This window comes from Leptolyngbya sp. FACHB-8, from assembly GCF_014695575.1.
Lineage (GTDB): Bacteria > Cyanobacteriota > Cyanobacteriia > Elainellales > Elainellaceae > Vacuolonema.
The window spans coordinates 106,946-123,199 of sequence record NZ_JACJOO010000068.1 but is presented as its reverse complement, the minus strand read 5'-3'; the positions used below and the strand labels follow the sequence as shown (position 1 = coordinate 123,199).

Below are 16,254 nucleotides of genomic sequence, written 5' to 3'. Positions count from 1 at the left end.
CAATCCTGCTGGGTAGCCGCTTGAGCAGGCAATACCTTCCTCAAGTAGCCACCCCAATCTTAAGCAGGCCTGGATTGTGTTACCGGAATTTCAATCACAAACTCGACCCCTTCCCCAGGTGCGGAGAAGCATTGCAAAGTGCCGCTGTGCTTCTCGGTCACAATCTGGTAGCTGATAGATAGGCCCAAGCCCGTCCCCTTGCCGAGGGGTTTAGTGGTAAAAAAGGCTTGAAATAAGTTTTGCCGGGCAGAGGGGGTGAGCCCTGGCCCATTGTCGGCAATACGAATTGTGACCCAGTTCTCCTGGAGCTGTTCTGTCACAATTCGAATTTGGGGAAGCCAAAGCTGCTCCTCAGAAGGTGGGCATTGCGTGAGCTTTTCTTCTAGAGCATCGATCGCATTACTCAACAAGTTCATAAATACCTGATTGATTTGCCCAACGTAGCACTCGACAGGTGGTAGAGGTCCGTACTCCTTCACCAGGCGAATTTCGGGATGGTCGGCCTTGCGCTTGAGCCGATTCTGCAAAATCATCAACGTACTCTCAATGCCTTCGAGCAGGTCAACGGCCTTGATTTCCGATTCATCCGTTCGCGAAAAATTCCGTAAGGATTTGACGATTTTCTGAATCCGCTCGGCTCCCATGCGCATCGAGCTAAGCAGACGGGGCAGATCCTCCTTCACAAAATCCAATTCGATGGTGTCGATGTGTTGAGCAATCACGCCCCCCGGTTCTGGATACTGCTTCTGATATAGCCGAATCAGCTCCAGCAGGTCATCAATGTAACTTTGGGCGGGATCCAGGTTGCCGTAGATGAAGTTGACGGGGTTATTAATTTCGTGGGCAACACCGGCCACCAACTGGCCCAGGCTCGACATTTTTTCGCTCTGCACCAGTTGGGTCTGGGTGCATTGCAGTTCGTTCAGAGCCGCTTCCAGATGCTCAGTTTTTTGGCGGAGGGCTGCTTCGGCTTGCTGGCGGTTCCAGGTTTCCAGGGCCAGGCTTACAAAGTCGGCAAGGGACGCCGCAAAGTTTTCCTCCTCCATAGTCCAGGTTCGCGGTTCGCCTTCATGCTCCAGACACAGCACACCAATCATTTCACCGCTCAGCCAGATCGGGGCATCTAGCAAGCTAGTAATACCCTGAGGTTTGAGGTAGGTTGTGCAAAATTCATGGGTACGAGGATCCTGGCAGGCATCTACCACGGCCAGCAGTCGGGCAGAGGCGAGTGCTTTGAAGTAGTTCGGATAGTCAGCCGCAACTAAATCGATGCCATTGCTGTGTTCCTGGGTTTTCTGGGTGTAACACTCGGTCAACCGTAAGACCATGCCCTCTTCGGCAAACAGCCAGATCCCGGCGATCGCCACCGGCATAGCTCGACAGGCGACCTCTGTAATCTCGCGCAAATTGGCGTGCAAATCCTCCTGCGCCCGAGTCTTACTCCTGACCAGTTGACCCAGAGCCTGGCTATAAGTTCGCAGGCGTTCTTCAGCCTGACGTTGGGTTTCCCTTAACTGCTCCCGCTCGGTAACGTCATTGGCAATGGTGAGCAAGTACTGGGGCGTCCCATCCACATCCACAATTCGTGTTTGCCAGGTTTGTAACAGCCGTAATTTACCCTCTATCTGAGTCTCTTCCACAGGAATGTGGATGATGGCATCACTCCGGAGCGCCTGCAAATCACGCTGTCGCCGGGCCTTAGCAATGGCCTGAGGAAACACGTCAAACCCTGTTCGTCCCAGCACTTGTTCGGGCGAGAGACGAAATAATTTTGTGGCTGTCGCATTCCAAAGAACGAACCGGAAGTCTGTGGCATTTTTGGCGATCACAGCGACCGGCAGGTTTTCAAGAACCGATTGCAAGAACCGTTGAGTCATTTGTAACTCTGCTGCCGCTTCTTGCTGTTTAGCCTCTAAAACTTTGTGGGCAGTAATGTCAAAGACGAAGCCCTCTAATGCCTCAAGCTGGTGCTCCGTCCAAACTCCCTGCCCCTGTTCCCAAACCCATTTTTCCTGCCCACCCACATCTCGAATTCGGTAGACCAGTTGGAAGGGATGGTGCCGTTCGAGTGCCTGTTGCACGGCATTCCAGATGCGATCGCGATCCTCAGGATGAATCAGGCTGGCGTAGGAAACCTCCTGGTTCTTAGTCAGTTGTTGAGGATGGTAGCCCGTTAGGGCAAGGCTGCCTGAACTGACATAGTCCATAGACCAGGCCTGATCGTTAGGGCATCGGTAAACCATCCCAGGAAGGCTACTGAGCAACCGCGTCAGGGAGACGGGGTTATCTGACGCAGATTGATTGGAAATGCTCATGGACTTTACTAATCGCCAGGAGTCAGGGTCAGAGGACGGGCTGGATATTAAACGAATTATGGCTTATCCTTCCCAGAAATAAAGATTCGTGACTACCAAGCTGGAGAATTAGGAAAAAATTTAATTTATGAACCTGATTTGTAAGGATTCAACAGTATGGGAGGGAAATTGTCATAGAAGGTAGAGCGATCGCCCCACATGCTGGCATAACGTGTTATTCTTAAATTGACTCGGACCCATGCAGCTTCGACGCCCAAATCTTGTCAGGACCGGAAGGTAGCAGCAATACGGGATGCTCGACGCAGGCGTGGACTCCGGGTCTTTTGGTTTTAAAGGGTGTAAGGCCATTCCGCCCAGTACCAACAGGCTTTTAATAACTTTTAACTGCACGGCATGGGGGGTGTGGCGCGCACGCGCCACACCCCCCATGCCGTGCAGCTGTCCTGGTTTGGATAGTAGATGGGTTAGTTCGGTTTCCTGAACGTTTCTCCCCATAGGCAAAGAAGCATGTATTTCCTATGCTGGAAGCGTGGGCGAGCTAGCAAAATAGAGTAACCACCGTTTTCTCTGTATTCAGCAAAGGCCCATTCTTTATTGTTTCGTTAATAGGAGTATATGGACGATGCCGGGATTCGGAGATCTCGTCCAACGAGCATTTTATTTAGGAGTGGGTCTGGCCTCCTATGCGGGAGAAAAGGCCGGAAGCACCCTGGCAGATTTGCGATCGCAAGCCCAAAAGCTGGCGGATGAAATGGTAGCTCGGGGGGAAATTACCGCCGAGGATGCCAAACGCATGGTTGATGAAATGATGCGGAAGGCTCAGCAACCGACCGCTTCAGAACCGGGGTCTGCCTCAGAACCTCGACGTATCGAGATTCTAGAAGACGAGGATGGGCCGTCCGCATCAACCCCTCCCCGACCAGAGGCCGACAATTTGCGTCAACAGGTGGAAAAATTACAAGAGGAACTGCGGCGACTTAGCCGTGAGTAAGGGGGCCGTTCAGCCGGATCAGACCCATGGATAATTGGCAACAGGATTGGGAAAAAATGCTAGAAACCATTGCGCGGGATGTTGAGCAGTTTTTTGATGATGTCGCCCGGGGGGTTGACGAGGCGGTAGAATCCCTGGCCGATTTTTCCGAAGCGGTTATGGAGCAGGTCGAGGAGGCGATGATGCCACAACTCGATGTGCTGGAACGGGAGATGTATGGCTGGCTTGACCCCTTTTTGGAGTTGGTAACAACCCTGGAATCCTCGCTGCTAGACACTACAGCCCCCATTACCCAAACAGTAGAACCCATGTTTAATGAGCATCCAGCCTGTGTTGGTTGCCGCCATTACCATGGGCATGCCTACAACGGCGTTATGTTTGTCTGTGGCATGTATCCCTACGGTTGGGAGGGGGAAAAGTGCCCGGATTGGGAATCGACCTGGGGCGACCCTCCTCAGAACTAACGATCGCCTTGAGAGAAAATGTGCGCTGTGTTAATCACGGCGCACATTTTTATTGGAAAACGATCGCTATAGCAGCGCGTAAAAATGACCTACTGGCCCCTGTCCGTGGCCTATTCGCAGAGAATGACGCAGGGCTTCAGTAACATACGCCTTGGCCTGCTGAACGGCGCTAAGAAGAGGATGCCCCAGGGCAAGATTGGCTGCGATCGCAGCGGACAGAGTACAGCCGGTTCCATGGGTATCTGCCGTGTCCACGGTTTCGGTCTGTAGGATTTCCAGGCGATCGCCATCAAAAAACACATCCACGCCTCGTAATTCGCCATTCATGCCGCCGCCTTTGACCAGCACGGCATGGGCTCCCAGGGGTAGGATTTTCTGCGCAGCCGTTTTCATATCCTCCAGGGTTTGAATTTCCAGGCCACTAAGCATTTGGGCCTCGTAGCGGTTGGGGGTGAGGATGTGGGCCAGGGGAATGAGATCGTGTCGCAGTTTGGCGATCGCTTCATCGGCAATGAGCTGAGCTCCTGTTCGCGATACCATGACTGGATCAACGACCAGGTTTGGCAAGTGACGCTCGGCGGCCTGCTGGGCTACGGCGGCAATAATGTCTGAGTTCAGTAACATCCCCGTTTTTACAGCCTGGACACCGATGTCATTCAACACAGCGCCGACCTGAGCGGTAACCGCTTCGGGTGGGAGTGCATCTACCCGTGTTACACCTTGAGTGTTTTGCGCGGTGATGCAGGTAAGGGCGCTAGTACCATGCACTCGATGAAAGGCGAAGGTGCGTAGGTCAGCCTGGATGCCAGCCCCACCGCCACTATCGGAACCTGCAATGGTCATGGCGATGGGAATGGAAGAATCAGGGATAGCAGTCATAACGGTGCGGAATGGGGAAACAATCGGGCGATCGCTCCTTTGCATAAGTGGAGCAGCCTTTTTGCAGTGTAGTGGATTTGCAAACCCCCAGAGGTGGCTGATTTTATTTCTGGTAGGGCGTGACCCTACGCTCGCCAATTAGAACAGGTTCGTTTTGAAAAGCGGTGCTGAGTAAAGCTTTTCAAAACGAACCTTCCTGGTTTTAATTGCAGCCTACAAGACAGCCGTACGCTCTAACGTGCCCGTTGTTTTAACCAACTTTGTAAGTCAGCCAGAGATTTTAAGTGAGATGACTGGCGAGCCAGGGCTTGCAAATCTGAAAAGGACAGCCCGGCAATCCAAGCCTGTAATTCATGATCCAGCGAACCGAACTGTTCCTCTAAACTGATGTAGAGGATGTTGACAGCACCGTGAACCTGTCCTCGCCGCATGCCGTCGTACTGGCCTTTGTGAAACCCTTCTTGGTAAGAATGGCGCAACTGCTTCTGGAGCCAGTGCTGCAGTTGCTCACGAGACAGATACGTTCCGGTCATAATACAGGGAAGTGACGAGGGGTGTAGCATACAGCACGTCAGCATTGGGGTGGCAGATTACCACCATTCGACTCAATGGCTTGTTGCTGTGTACTGTTGATGTATTTCTAACTACAACGGCGCACTTTTGCGCTCCGGAACAATACTACAGTTGTATTATTTTTGCTCCACCCATTACGCCCTGATAGGGATGGGATGTGGTGAAAGGGGGACGAAGTGCCCCTTTCACCACATCCCATCCACACATCTGAAACAGGACCACCTATCCGCAACGCAATGGGTTGTGCTTTCTAGGATAGATTCCTAGAACCGAACCTATCCCTCCTACAATATGGAAGCGGAATTATGACAATTTTTGAGGGCCGGGCACCCGGTACTTAAAAATCAAATTTAAGAATAGAGGCAGGTTAAACGGTGACATTTAAGGTTGGTTTGTTGGGCCTTGGGACAGTTGGAGCCGGAACAGTACAAATTTTGCAAGATCTCAACGGGCGGCATCCTCTATTAGGGGAAATTGAGCTGCATCGAGTGGGCGTACGTTCCCTCGACAAACCGCGTCCGATTTCGCTCCCGACATCCCTCCTGACCACTGACCTGGAGTCCATTGTGAGCGACCCTGATGTGGATGTTGTGGTGGAGGTGATTGGTGGCCTGGAGCCTGCGCGATCGCTCATCTTGAAGGCGATCGCCCACAAGAAGCACGTCGTTACGGCCAACAAAGCAGTGATTGCCCGCTACAGCGACGAAATCTTTGATGCCGCTAATGAGGCTGGCGTTTACGTCATGATCGAGGCGGCGGTCGCGGGGGGCATTCCTGTGATTCAACCCCTGAAGCAATCCCTCAGTGTCAACCGAATCCACCGGGTGATGGGAATTATCAATGGCACCACCAACTACATCCTGACGCGAATGCAGCGGGAGGGGGCTGACTTCGCAGCGGTGCTGGCCGATGCTCAGCGGTTAGGCTATGCCGAGGCTGATCCTACAGCAGATGTAGATGGCCTGGATGCGGCTGACAAAATCGCGATTCTGGCGGCTTTAGCGTTTGGCGGCCGGGTAAAACTCCCCGAGGTCTACTGCGAGGGCATTCGCAACATTAGTGCCAGCGACATTAGTTATGCCGACAAACTAGGGTTTGTGATCAAGCTCATTGCCACGGCGCAGCGCGAAGCATCCCCAGAACCCAACGATCCAACCGACCATCTGCAAGTGCGCGTTCATCCTACGCTCTTGCCCAAGGTGCATCCCCTTGCCAGTGTGAACGATGTCTATAACGCCATTCTGGTAGAAGGGGAGCCGATCGGCCAGGTCATGTTCTTTGGGCCTGGTGCAGGCATGGGGCCGACAGCAAGTGCGATCGTGTCCGATATTCAAAACATTGCGGCGTTGCTAACATCTTCGGGTCAACAGGTATGGCCGTTGCACCCCTTAATGGCCTGCATTCATGAGCATTACTGCACCATTAGCCCCATGGAATCGCTAGTGACACGGTTTTATGCCCGGTTTCTGACTCGGGATCAATCCGGTGTGATTGGTAAAATTGGAACTTGTTTTGGAAATCACGATGTGAGTTTGGAATCGATCGTTCAGATCGATTCTCAAGATCAATTAGTGGAAATTGTTGTTGTAACCCATGATGTTCAAGAGGGAAATTTCCGTAAAGCACTGGAGGAGATCCGGCAGTTTAGTGCCGTAGCTGAAATTCCTAGCGTTTTACGAGTTTTGTAGGGAGTTGTCACAAAGCCTATATCGACGAGAGAGGCGGGGCATAGCCCCGCCTCTCTTTTAGGTAAGTCTTACACCAAAACCTAAAAGGATAATTTTGCGTCGCGTCGTGACGCAAAATTATCCTTTTAGGTTTTGGAAAGATGTGAGTAGACGCTAGCTGGCGATCGCTATGGCAATTTTTACTCGGGCGAAGCGTCGTTTATTCGGAAAGCTTCTACACACTCGCTATGCTTCACTGGGTAGAGAGATGTTACGGGAAAGATGTGCTACTGCGATTATGTTTGTAACTGTATTGGCTAAAGGACTATACCCCTAGTATAGGTATCAAGATTAGTTGAAAAAATGGATTTTATATTTGATTTGTTTGGGCTAAGAAGAGAGTTTTAAAAATTTTTAAGCCATTACAGGTAAGAGTTTATAAAAATATTATCTTTCATTCTATCTTTGTGTATAAAAATATACTTCTTTTGCGAAGAGATCAGTCCGTAAAAGGCTTTTACGTTTTTTTTCTATCTTTGGGCCTATCTCCTTTTACGGTCTAAATCCCTTATAATTCCGGGTGAAACTACGGTTAAGGAATCCATTGGAAATAACTTGACCACTCGGAGGCATAAGCCTTCGGATTTGTTTCTTTGTGCTATTTAAGGTCGTCAACTTATTTCTACAAACTGCTTCAAGGAAAGCTTGAAACAGACTGTACTAAGCAGGCAAACAGTTCGTTAACTTCGAGCTTTTTGTATTCATTGAGGTGGAGGAGTATGGTGAAATTTGATTTTCTTTTCAAGCAAGCGCTCGTTGCCATGGGTTTATTGGCTTCAGCGCTGATGGTAGGTCAGGCTGGTGCGTTGGCTGCAACCCCTGAGTCTGAAGGTAGTACTGCAACGTCTCAGGCGGGAATGTTGGTGCAGGAGGGAGCGATCGCCCCTACCATCCCAACGGGAATGGCTACTCCTCAGCCCACCAAAAATTGGGATGCAGAGGTCTCCAGTGCTGCTAACCCCACACAAATCGCCCAGGCAGTAGACCCCATGGATTCCGGAACCATGGATGCCCCCATGAACGAACCGGAACCTGGGGCTCCCAGTATTACTGAGTCAATGGGTTCGCCTGTCGTTGCAGACGAGCCTATCGTTGCAGACGAACCTGTCGTTGAGACGCCTGCTCCCTTTGCACTGAACGAAGATAGTGCAGCGGCAGTCGACTTAGAGAGCCCTGCTAATCAAGAGCCAGCCAGTCTTTCCACAGACGAGCCGAATACCCTACAGCTCATTCAAACTCAAGATGGGACTGAAATCGCCCAGCGAGTAGGAACCCGTTACCGTTACAACTTCATCGGGATTGGCCCCAACGTTGGCATTACAGGGGATACCGCCATTGGTGACACGAGTTTTGCGATCGTCAGTCGATTCGCCGTTACCCCCGCCTTCTCGGTTCGTCCAGCAGTCTTCATTGAAGATGATGTCAGCATTCTGCTGCCTGTAACCTACGACCTTCCCATCTCTGGTCCCGGTGGAATTGCTCCCTATGTGGGCGGTGGTCTCACTCTAAGCACAGGTGATGACTCTAATCTGGATTTGCTCCTATCCGCAGGGCTTGACATTCCCCTGAATGAGAACTTCGCCATTACTGCAGGTTTGAATGCGGCTCCTTTTGATGAGTTTGACCTGGGAGTGTTTGCAGCAGTGGCTTACACCTTCGGGGGCGTCATCACTACGGATGATGCTGTCGAAGCTAGTCTCTCCGAAGCCGAATCGGAAGTTGAAGAAACGGCTGCGGAATTAGGGCTATCCAGCCGCCGCAATAATCCCAGCTTTATTGGAGTTGGCGCTAACTTGGGAATTGGTGGCGACACAGCTCTGGGTGACACCAGCTTCGCAGTCGTAAGCAAAATTACCGTTGCTCCATCTATTTCGATTCGTCCGAGTCTGCTGATCGAGGATGGCGTGTCAGCTTTGGTTCCAGTGACCTATGATTTTGATGGATTCTCAACTGAATTTCTCTCGTTCTATCCCTTCATTGGAGCAGGAACAGCGTTCTCCTTCGATGATGACGATAATGAGTTTGACCTGCTATTAACCGCTGGGGTCGATATTCCGATTACCTCGAATTTGGCCTTCACATCGTCCGTTAACGCTGGGTTACTCGATAGTTTTGATATCGGTGCTCTGCTCGGTATTGTGTATACGTTCAGTTCCTTCTAACACGGCGATCGCCTATTGTGTGAGGACAAGAAGAGCGGGTAGAAGATGACGTCTACCCGCTCTTTTGATAGGCCATCAGAAGGCTTTTATTCCATAAAGAAGGGGCAGATGCAAAGCATCTGCCCCTTCTTTATGGAATTAGTAACCAGACCGAAAATTGAGGTGATTCTACACAGAGCTTTTAAGCTCTAGAGAGTACCAAGTCACGCTGAGAAACATCCCGGTGCATATACCAGTAATGTTCCAAAGCTTGCTTGGCTTCCTGTTCGCTGGGAAAGCGAAGTTTGACCTTATAAAGAAACGGTAACTCGCGATCGTTAGTGACAGGAGCAGGTTCCCATATCTTCAACAACCAGTCTGTGCCGGTATTGGTAATTGTGTATTTCATAATTCAGATTGAGAAGGGGGCAATGTGATGTTTCTGCGACCTAACAGCCAAAACACATCAGATAGCCAGGAGTCTTGCCAAGGAGCAGGACTCATTTGCTCAATCTGAATCGGGTAGATGGACAGGGCTGTTCTTGGTTTTTAACCTAACCCTGATCAAGACTGCAGCCAGCGGGCTGCATCCTTGGCATGATAGGTCAAAATTAAGTCTGCACCCGCACGTTTGAATCCAGTTAATGTTTCGATTACAACGCGTTGTTCGTCAATCCAACCATTAAGAGCAGACGCCTTGATCATAGCGTACTCACCAGAAACGTTGTATGCAGCTACGGGTAGATGAGTTGCCTGCTTAACCCGCCAAATAATATCCATATAGGCGAGTGCTGGTTTAACCATGAGCATATCCGCTCCTTCGGCAATGTCAAGCTCAATTTCTTTCAGAGCTTCTTCACCATTGGCCGGATCCATTTGATAAGTACGGCGATCGCCAAATTGAGGGGTTGAATCCGCCGCATCACGGAACGGCCCGTAATAAGCCGAGGCGTATTTTGCCGCATAGGACATGATAGGAATGTCCTCGAATCCATTCTCATCTAACCCTTGACGGATGGAGGTTACAAAGCCATCCATCATGCCAGAAGGGGCAATAATATCGGCCCCGGCATTGGCTTGAGAAACGGCAGTTTTCTTCAGTAACTCAAGGGTAGGATCGTTTAATACACGACCGGTTAAATCCCCTGTTTCGAGATAGCCACAGTGGCCATGGGAGGTGTATTCACAAAGACAGGTATCAACCATGACGACGAGGTCGGGAACAGCCTTTTTAACGGCTTCTGTGGCTTTCTGAACAATGCCACAATCGTGCCATGCACCTGTTGCATCAAGATCCTTATCTTCCGGAATACCAAACAGAATGATAGCCGGAATACCCAAATCGTAAGTTTCTTTTGCTTCTTCAACGATTTTGTCAACGGATAGTTGATAAACCCCCGGCATCGAGCGCACTTCATTCGCAATCCCGCTTCCGGGTACGGCAAACAACGGGTAGATGAGGTCGCTGGTGGTCAGCTGGTTCTCAGCCACCATACGGCGCAGCTGAGGGTTAGAGCGAAGGCGACGGGGACGATGAACTGGAAACATAGGGATTGAGCAGAATTCACGTATTAAAGAGTCTAAAGCTTTGAATGAGCGAAACTGTCAGGGTTTACGTTACGTTCTGTGAAATTGCATAGGGCCTATACTCTTCGCCCTCATCTAATCACGATGGCGATTGCTAAAAAAAGAAGTGGCTCGGTGCGTTGCACCGAGCCACTTCTTTCGATAAGGACTAATTAACGAGAGGACGGCATCCTGCAAGGATGTCGTGCATAGCGACAATGGAACCGATGACGGCGATCGCAGGAGCTTCAAAACCCGCCTGTTGCACTTGCTCGGCAATCGTTTCCAGGGTACCGATCAGTTCTTCCTGTTCAGGCCGGGTACCCCAGCGCACCAACGCGACAGGGGTTCTGCCTGAAAGCCCTCCGGCTTGTAATTCTTGAACAATATAAGCCAGGTTGTGAACACCCATGTAGATGACGATGGTTTCGCTGCCCTGGGCGATCGCCCGCCAATTCACAACTGGGCGATACTTCCCAGCCATTTCATGGCCAGTTACGAAGGTTACCGAGGAGCTATAGGCGCGGTGGGTCAGGGGAATGCCGGCATAGGCAGGGGCCGCAATACCGGAGGTGATCCCGGGTACTACTTCCACAGAGATGCCAGCTTGCACCAAGTCCTCCATCTCTTCGCCGCCACGCCCAAAAACGAAGGGATCGCCGCCTTTGAGCCGAACAATGACGGCATGGGTCTGGGCCTTCTCAATCAGGAGTTGTGTAGTGTCCTCCTGCATTAGCGAGTGCCGCCCCCGACGTTTTCCAGCGTTAATCATTTCGGCGTTAGGGTTGCACATTGCGAGAATCTGAGGGCTGACCAGGGCGTCATAAACGACCACATCGGCATGTTCCAGCAGCGTCTTGCCCTTCAAGGTAAACAAGCCGGGATCACCGGGACCTGCGCCAACGAGATACACCTTTCCAGGAGAATGTTGCATGGAGGCAAATAGTTAAAAGAATCTAAAGAACGGAGCGTCGCAGACTTTTGAGGATTATCCTTCGGCATACGGTGGCAGATCGTATCTTTTGTTACGAATGTGCTCTCGAATGCATTTCATGTAGAGATGAAATGCAATTTTCGCATGATTAATGAAGATTCAACACATTTGTCAATACCCATTGTTCCAGGGGGGCAATTTCGCTCAGGGCTGGCAGGGCCTGGAATCGGACGTAAGGGTATCGCTGGGAAAGTTCATTCAGGGTCGTGGCGATCGCGTCGGTAATGCCCGCTGGAAATAGGATGTAGGGAAAAACGATGATTTCCTGACATCCCTGGCGGATTTGTGCTGTGACTTGCTCTTCCAGGGTGGGAGATACTGACCAATAGGCGGCGATCGCCCCCAGACGTTGTGCGAGAGACTCGATAGGGTCATTGCCGCCCGGACGGCGGCTCCCATGGGACATAATGATCATTCCACCGGGACGTGGCCTGGGAAGTACTGACCTCAGGGATTCAAAGAGCTGTGGGTTTGCGCCCAGGTAAGGGCGAATGTGAAGTTGAACGCCTTGTCCCAGGGCTTGTTGGGCGATCGCCACTTCCGCTGGAATGTCATCCATCACATGCACCCCCGGCAATAGGAACAGGGGCACGATCTCCAGGGTTGAGATATGAGCAACGATTGCTTGCTCTGCAAAGTTCTGGATTTGCTGATGCAGAGGCTGGGGTTGAAGTTCTAAACAGGCTGTTTCAACTAGAGGGATGGTGGTTGCCGGCTGAGTCGTTGTTGAAGAGGGAGTCGTTGCCAATGCCGGGGTTGTTTGAGCCAAAGCTTGTTGAACGCGCTGCCCCAGGGTTTCCAGGGCAAGTTGCGGACGGGGATCGCGACTGCCGTGGGCGACCAGAAGGTATGCAGATGTGGGCATAGGGTCAGTGAAGTGGCACGGTCAGCAGGAAAGGCGCGGATTCTACCCGGCCCATAGTCAGATCATAGCCCCTTTCCTGAGGCGATGTCCGGCCAGGCAAATTAAAAATCCAGCATGTTGTAAGGAAGCTTAGACTCCTTGAAACATGCTGGATCGATTGCGGTGTGCAAGAGCTTATGAGTGCCCGTTCATAAGTTGAAACGCGGGGGTCAAGCTTTCGCGAGCCAGGAAGTGGGCCAGGTGGAATGCCCGGTCTTCGGTTTCGAGTAGGATTTTTTCGTAGAGGTAACGGGTCGCGCGATCGCCTAAGCTCTCAGCTTGCCCCGCCTGCCGCCTCAGAAGTTGAATGATGGCTTGCTCCGCAGCCAGGTCATTTTCGACCATTTGACGGCAGCTATATTGACCATCGGGCTCAGGGGTAAAGCAGCAAAGTTCCGCTAATTTGGAGAAGCTAGCAACGGGAACACCGCCTAATCCATTCAGGCGCTCTCCAATTTCATGCACATGGCCTTGCACTTCGTCATAGCTTTCGTTGAAGAACTGATGGAGAGAATAAAATTCAGCTCCTTCCACAACAAAGTGATGCTTTTGATACTGCAAGTACAAGGCTTGAAAACTTGCCAGGGTAATATTGAACCCCTCACAAATTGGCAACGTTACATTGGACTCTAGCCCGATTGGATTAGGCCCCATTGTCGTGAAACTTTGAACTAAATTTGCTGTCGCGTCCATGGTTTTCCCCTAGAAAACAACATCCGTGTGCACCAACAGAGCTTAAGAATGCAATAAGTTTCTGGGCTCTTATAAAAATTATATCCAGCATTCTTAGAGGTCAGTCACTCTCAATCTACCACCTCTTTATTGGGCGTCAATCCCTCATCATTATCTCACTATATTCATTTGTTCGAGCAGGAGGAGAGATACAGTGTGCTATACCGCATCTCTCCTCCTGCTCTAATAGGTGAATGGGATTATTCTAGAGGACGTATTGAACGAAACAGTAACGAAGAATGCCCTACTCTATAAAGGTCGTACGGTTTTTGGAGTGAAAAACTGAACATGTTGTTAACTGGTCTAAAATGTTCAAGAAAATTCAAATGAAGTTTACTGTCATAACTGCAAATTATTCCTAATAAACGCTTTCGGAAATCTGTTGATCCTGGCTTCTCTTTGCCTGGTGATACTTCTACAGCAAGGCTCCTCTAAAAATGAGAAGTTATTTCACTTAAGGGTCAGTATTAAGAGAGTATAGATAAACTCAGATAAGAAGCTTAAATTTTTGCGGCACAGAATTTTTAAGAAAAGCTAGAGAAAATTGAATTCATTCTAAAAATGTTTTTATAAATACATCTTTTAGAGTACCCATCACTTGCTCAGGTCAATTAAAATAAGGCCCACAAAAGTTGTGCTACGTACAAGGCGGGTCACACAGCTTTTGTGGGCCTTACTTTAATCGTAACGGCCTACTTCTTTAGAGTTACTTGCGTTAGCTACTTAGATGAGCATGGACACGTTCAATCAGTAGATAAACGAATTAACGCCTAGCTGAGTTTTTATCTACAGGTTCGAATAGGGCTTGGGGTATGAGAGAGGGGCGTGAGACGTCGTCCTATGCCCCTCTCTCATACCTCATTAACCTGAGTTCGGGTTAAGGGCGTTTTCGAGTGGCGCGCGTCGTGCGGCACTCGAAAACGCTCATTTTGTCGTGCGCTTTGCGCACGACAAAATGAGCACTTCAGCTTATCCCGAACTGAGGTTCATTAGATCGGAAAAGATATATCAGTTTGGTGAAAGTAGTGCTAAATAAGGTTTTGGAGATGAAATGGCGGTAAGTTATTGCATTGCATGATTAGGGTAACGTTACGCGAGAGCGCTATAGCCAGGGGCAACAGGCGATCGCCACAAACAAAAAAGGTGCTGCTCTATACAGCACCCTTAGAATTTGAGTCTCGGTACGTTGGGTTTAGCCCTGAAGATGCGTATTGAGAATCTTAGCCAGCCCAGGAACGGCCTCTTCAATATCTGTCTTTACTGACTTGCGCAGTTTATTGTAGGAAGCACGCACAACGCCATTCTTTGCCTTCTCAATACGGGCATCTGTTGTGCTTAGCAGCATATCAGCGGTTCGAGAGCGATGTTCACTCAAGTATTGCACGGGGTCACCAGACTGAACGCCCTCATTCCAGATGGGCTCAAGGGCGGCAACCGCCTCGGGTAAAAGCCGTTGGATAGCCCCCGGAATGTAACCGGGCTCAACGCCTTTGACAGCGCCATAGGTCGCTTTAAACGCTAGGCCTCCCAGTCCACCTTTGGCGGCAACTTGCTCATCCATCAACTTGACGCAATCTGCGACTACATTAGCCCGTGTATCTGGATTACGAATTCCGTCACTCAGCCCCATGTTGCTTCTTCTCAAGATCAACGTGTGTCATTTTCCGATTATCGTCAGGGTTTTGCAAGATGACGCCCTCATGCGTAATTTCTTGGCATACCTTTACATAGCTGTAAATTTTTGGTTCTATTTCAAACTTGTTGTTATCCCATTAGTTTGAACCGTTTTTCTGAAACTCCTGATTTTGCGTGCGCGAAGCGCACGCAAAATCAGGAGTTTCAGAAAAACGGTCCAGAGTATTGATCAGTAGCTCACCTCATATTTTGCGTCCCTTCAGTCCAATCTGTCAGAACTGGCTTTGAGGCGAGCTGTAGAAGGCTCTAATGACATTAAGTCATTGATGTTACGCTCAATCGTTTTGCAGATGGTATCTAAGGGGAGGTCGTTAGAGTCACGCCCAAACGGGTTTTCAATCTCGATGCCGATTTCTTCAATGCCAAACAGCGTGAAACTAATCAGAATTACCATGGGGCCTGTCCAGAACCCCAGATCTTGAACGAGTTGAAACGGTAGCGTGAAGCAGTACAGCAGGAGCAATTGCTTTAGGTGAATAGCATAAGCCATTGGAATGGGTGTCTTGAGAATACGCTCACAACCGCCAAGGTTATCGACCAGGGCGTTAAGCAATTCCTGCATACCATTGAGCTGGTAGACGTTAATGGCCCCTTGATGAAATTTTTGTTGCAGAAAATCACTAATCCAGAATGCCACCTCTAAAGGAGGATTATTCATAGATTGAAGCTTTTGGTAGCGCTCCAGAGTAATTAACTCGGCCAGTTCTTCATTAGTAGGTTCGTCTCGTAAATGCAGTTTGGTCGCAACTGCAAAAGCTGCCAGTGTATAGAGTGCAGCTTCTTTATCAGCGCGATCGCCCGCCTCCTGTTCCTGTACCACCACCCAGATATTTCGGGCCAAGTTACGGATATTGTTAATCAGATTGCCCCATAGCTTGCGGCCCTCCCAATAACGCTCGTAGGCTGTATTGGTGCGAAAGACCAGCATTAGACCTAGCACCACATTGGGAATAATGCTCACCAGTACGGGAACATAAACTGGAAGCCCATAGTGATATAACACTGCAATCAGCAGTCCAAATAACCCGCAGATTAGTGTTCGTGGCAGGATCGATGGAATGACGGAACCCCGCCATCGCAGCGCATAGAGAAACCAGGGACGAGATTCATCCATAGGGAAGGGGAGAGTATCAATGCATGAGTCTGACTCATTAATGCTTCCCATTATGGAACGCTAACGTTCATTCAGCTTTTGCTTTCGTCAGGTGTAGTTGGGAAAACCGTTACACCTGGTGAAAAACGCGAAATTTTGGTTAACAAGACTGACGCATTT

General features: G+C 50.0%; 14 protein-coding genes and 1 other RNA gene. 5 read left to right on the top strand and 10 right to left on the bottom strand.

What is annotated here, in order from left to right; translation table 11 throughout:
* Positions 1–59: 59 nt before the first annotated feature.
* A complete protein-coding gene (locus tag H6F91_RS18475; protein ID WP_190771765.1) occupies positions 60–2,315 on the bottom strand; it encodes an ATP-binding protein in 2,256 nt (751 codons plus the stop codon).
* Positions 2,316–2,542: 227 nt separating this feature from the next.
* On the opposite strand from H6F91_RS18475, the gene ffs reads away from it, so the two are divergent.
* The 3 genes from ffs to H6F91_RS18460 all read left to right on the top strand — a co-directional run bounded on the left by ffs (position 2,543) and on the right by H6F91_RS18460 (position 3,770).
* An RNA gene (gene ffs / locus H6F91_RS18470) (signal recognition particle sRNA small type) lies at positions 2,543–2,639 on the top strand.
* A gap of 298 nt (positions 2,640–2,937) precedes the next feature.
* Positions 2,938–3,306 (top strand): phasin family protein, encoded by a 369-nt coding sequence (locus H6F91_RS18465; protein WP_190773303.1) that lies wholly within the window; start codon positions 2,938–2,940, stop codon positions 3,304–3,306.
* A 26-nt stretch (positions 3,307–3,332) separates the two neighbouring features.
* On the top strand, positions 3,333–3,770 hold the full coding sequence (locus tag H6F91_RS18460; RefSeq protein WP_190773304.1) for a hypothetical protein: 438 nt from the start codon (positions 3,333–3,335) through the stop codon (positions 3,768–3,770).
* 66 nt (positions 3,771–3,836) lie between these two features.
* On the opposite strand, the gene thiD is transcribed toward H6F91_RS18460, so the two are convergent.
* Positions 3,837–4,649 (bottom strand): bifunctional hydroxymethylpyrimidine kinase/phosphomethylpyrimidine kinase, encoded by an 813-nt coding sequence (gene thiD / locus H6F91_RS18455; protein ID WP_190773380.1) that lies wholly within the window; start codon positions 4,647–4,649, stop codon positions 3,837–3,839.
* A gap of 233 nt (positions 4,650–4,882) precedes the next feature.
* Positions 4,883–5,182, bottom strand: a complete 300-nt coding sequence (locus H6F91_RS18450) for a DUF4351 domain-containing protein (protein WP_190773305.1) — start codon at positions 5,180–5,182, stop codon at positions 4,883–4,885.
* Between the two features lie 414 nt (positions 5,183–5,596).
* Here H6F91_RS18450 and H6F91_RS18445 point away from each other — a divergent pair, with 414 nt between their 5' ends.
* A complete protein-coding gene (locus H6F91_RS18445) occupies positions 5,597–6,910 on the top strand; it encodes a homoserine dehydrogenase (protein ID WP_190773306.1) in 1,314 nt (437 codons plus the stop codon).
* 758 nt (positions 6,911–7,668) lie between these two features.
* A complete protein-coding gene (locus tag H6F91_RS18440) occupies positions 7,669–9,111 on the top strand; it encodes a hypothetical protein (RefSeq protein WP_190789423.1) in 1,443 nt (480 codons plus the stop codon).
* Between the two features lie 181 nt (positions 9,112–9,292).
* Here H6F91_RS18440 and H6F91_RS18435 read toward each other — a convergent pair whose 3' ends face one another.
* The 7 genes from H6F91_RS18435 to H6F91_RS18405 form a co-directional block, all read right to left on the bottom strand.
* A complete protein-coding gene (locus tag H6F91_RS18435) occupies positions 9,293–9,499 on the bottom strand; it encodes a hypothetical protein (protein ID WP_190773308.1) in 207 nt (68 codons plus the stop codon).
* Between the two features lie 155 nt (positions 9,500–9,654).
* On the bottom strand, positions 9,655–10,638 hold the full coding sequence (hemB, locus tag H6F91_RS18430) for a porphobilinogen synthase (protein ID WP_190773309.1): 984 nt from the start codon (positions 10,636–10,638) through the stop codon (positions 9,655–9,657).
* A gap of 187 nt (positions 10,639–10,825) precedes the next feature.
* Positions 10,826–11,590 carry a uroporphyrinogen-III C-methyltransferase gene (gene cobA / locus H6F91_RS18425; protein ID WP_190773310.1) on the bottom strand — a complete coding sequence of 255 codons (765 nt, stop codon included), beginning with the start codon at positions 11,588–11,590 and terminating at the stop codon, positions 10,826–10,828.
* Positions 11,591–11,738: 148 nt separating this feature from the next.
* The gene (locus H6F91_RS18420; protein ID WP_190773311.1) at positions 11,739–12,515 is read right to left on the bottom strand and encodes a CbiX/SirB N-terminal domain-containing protein; all 777 of its coding nucleotides are present in this window, start codon (positions 12,513–12,515) and stop codon (positions 11,739–11,741) included.
* Between the two features lie 174 nt (positions 12,516–12,689).
* Positions 12,690–13,247: a Dps family protein gene (locus H6F91_RS18415; RefSeq protein ID WP_190773312.1), complete on the bottom strand. Its 558-nt coding sequence runs from the start codon at positions 13,245–13,247 to the stop codon at positions 12,690–12,692.
* 1,231 nt (positions 13,248–14,478) lie between these two features.
* Positions 14,479–14,916, bottom strand: a complete 438-nt coding sequence (locus H6F91_RS18410; protein WP_190773313.1) for a hypothetical protein — start codon at positions 14,914–14,916, stop codon at positions 14,479–14,481.
* A 264-nt stretch (positions 14,917–15,180) separates the two neighbouring features.
* Positions 15,181–16,095, bottom strand: a complete 915-nt coding sequence (locus H6F91_RS18405) for a bestrophin family ion channel (protein ID WP_190773314.1) — start codon at positions 16,093–16,095, stop codon at positions 15,181–15,183.
* Positions 16,096–16,254 lie beyond the last annotated feature (159 nt).

What these genes read in the sequence shown, in the direction of transcription:
- H6F91_RS18410 (WP_190773313.1), bottom strand. Translation starts at nt 14,916, where the DNA reads ATGGGGCTGAGTGACGGAATTCGTAATCCAGATACACGGGCTAATGTA.
- cobA (WP_190773310.1), bottom strand. Translation starts at nt 11,590, where the DNA reads ATGCAACATTCTCCTGGAAAGGTGTATCTCGTTGGCGCAGGTCCCGGT.
- H6F91_RS18465 (WP_190773303.1), top strand. Translation starts at nt 2,938, where the DNA reads ATGCCGGGATTCGGAGATCTCGTCCAACGAGCATTTTATTTAGGAGTG.
- H6F91_RS18415 (WP_190773312.1), bottom strand. Translation starts at nt 13,247, where the DNA reads ATGGACGCGACAGCAAATTTAGTTCAAAGTTTCACGACAATGGGGCCT.
- H6F91_RS18420 (WP_190773311.1), bottom strand. Translation starts at nt 12,515, where the DNA reads ATGCCCACATCTGCATACCTTCTGGTCGCCCACGGCAGTCGCGATCCC.
- H6F91_RS18405 (WP_190773314.1), bottom strand. Translation starts at nt 16,095, where the DNA reads ATGGATGAATCTCGTCCCTGGTTTCTCTATGCGCTGCGATGGCGGGGT.
- H6F91_RS18460 (WP_190773304.1), top strand. Translation starts at nt 3,333, where the DNA reads ATGGATAATTGGCAACAGGATTGGGAAAAAATGCTAGAAACCATTGCG.
- H6F91_RS18450 (WP_190773305.1), bottom strand. Translation starts at nt 5,182, where the DNA reads ATGACCGGAACGTATCTGTCTCGTGAGCAACTGCAGCACTGGCTCCAG.
- thiD (WP_190773380.1), bottom strand. Translation starts at nt 4,649, where the DNA reads ATGACTGCTATCCCTGATTCTTCCATTCCCATCGCCATGACCATTGCA.
- H6F91_RS18440 (WP_190789423.1), top strand. Translation starts at nt 7,669, where the DNA reads ATGGTGAAATTTGATTTTCTTTTCAAGCAAGCGCTCGTTGCCATGGGT.
- H6F91_RS18475 (WP_190771765.1), bottom strand. Translation starts at nt 2,315, where the DNA reads ATGAGCATTTCCAATCAATCTGCGTCAGATAACCCCGTCTCCCTGACG.
- H6F91_RS18435 (WP_190773308.1), bottom strand. Translation starts at nt 9,499, where the DNA reads ATGAAATACACAATTACCAATACCGGCACAGACTGGTTGTTGAAGATA.
- hemB (WP_190773309.1), bottom strand. Translation starts at nt 10,638, where the DNA reads ATGTTTCCAGTTCATCGTCCCCGTCGCCTTCGCTCTAACCCTCAGCTG.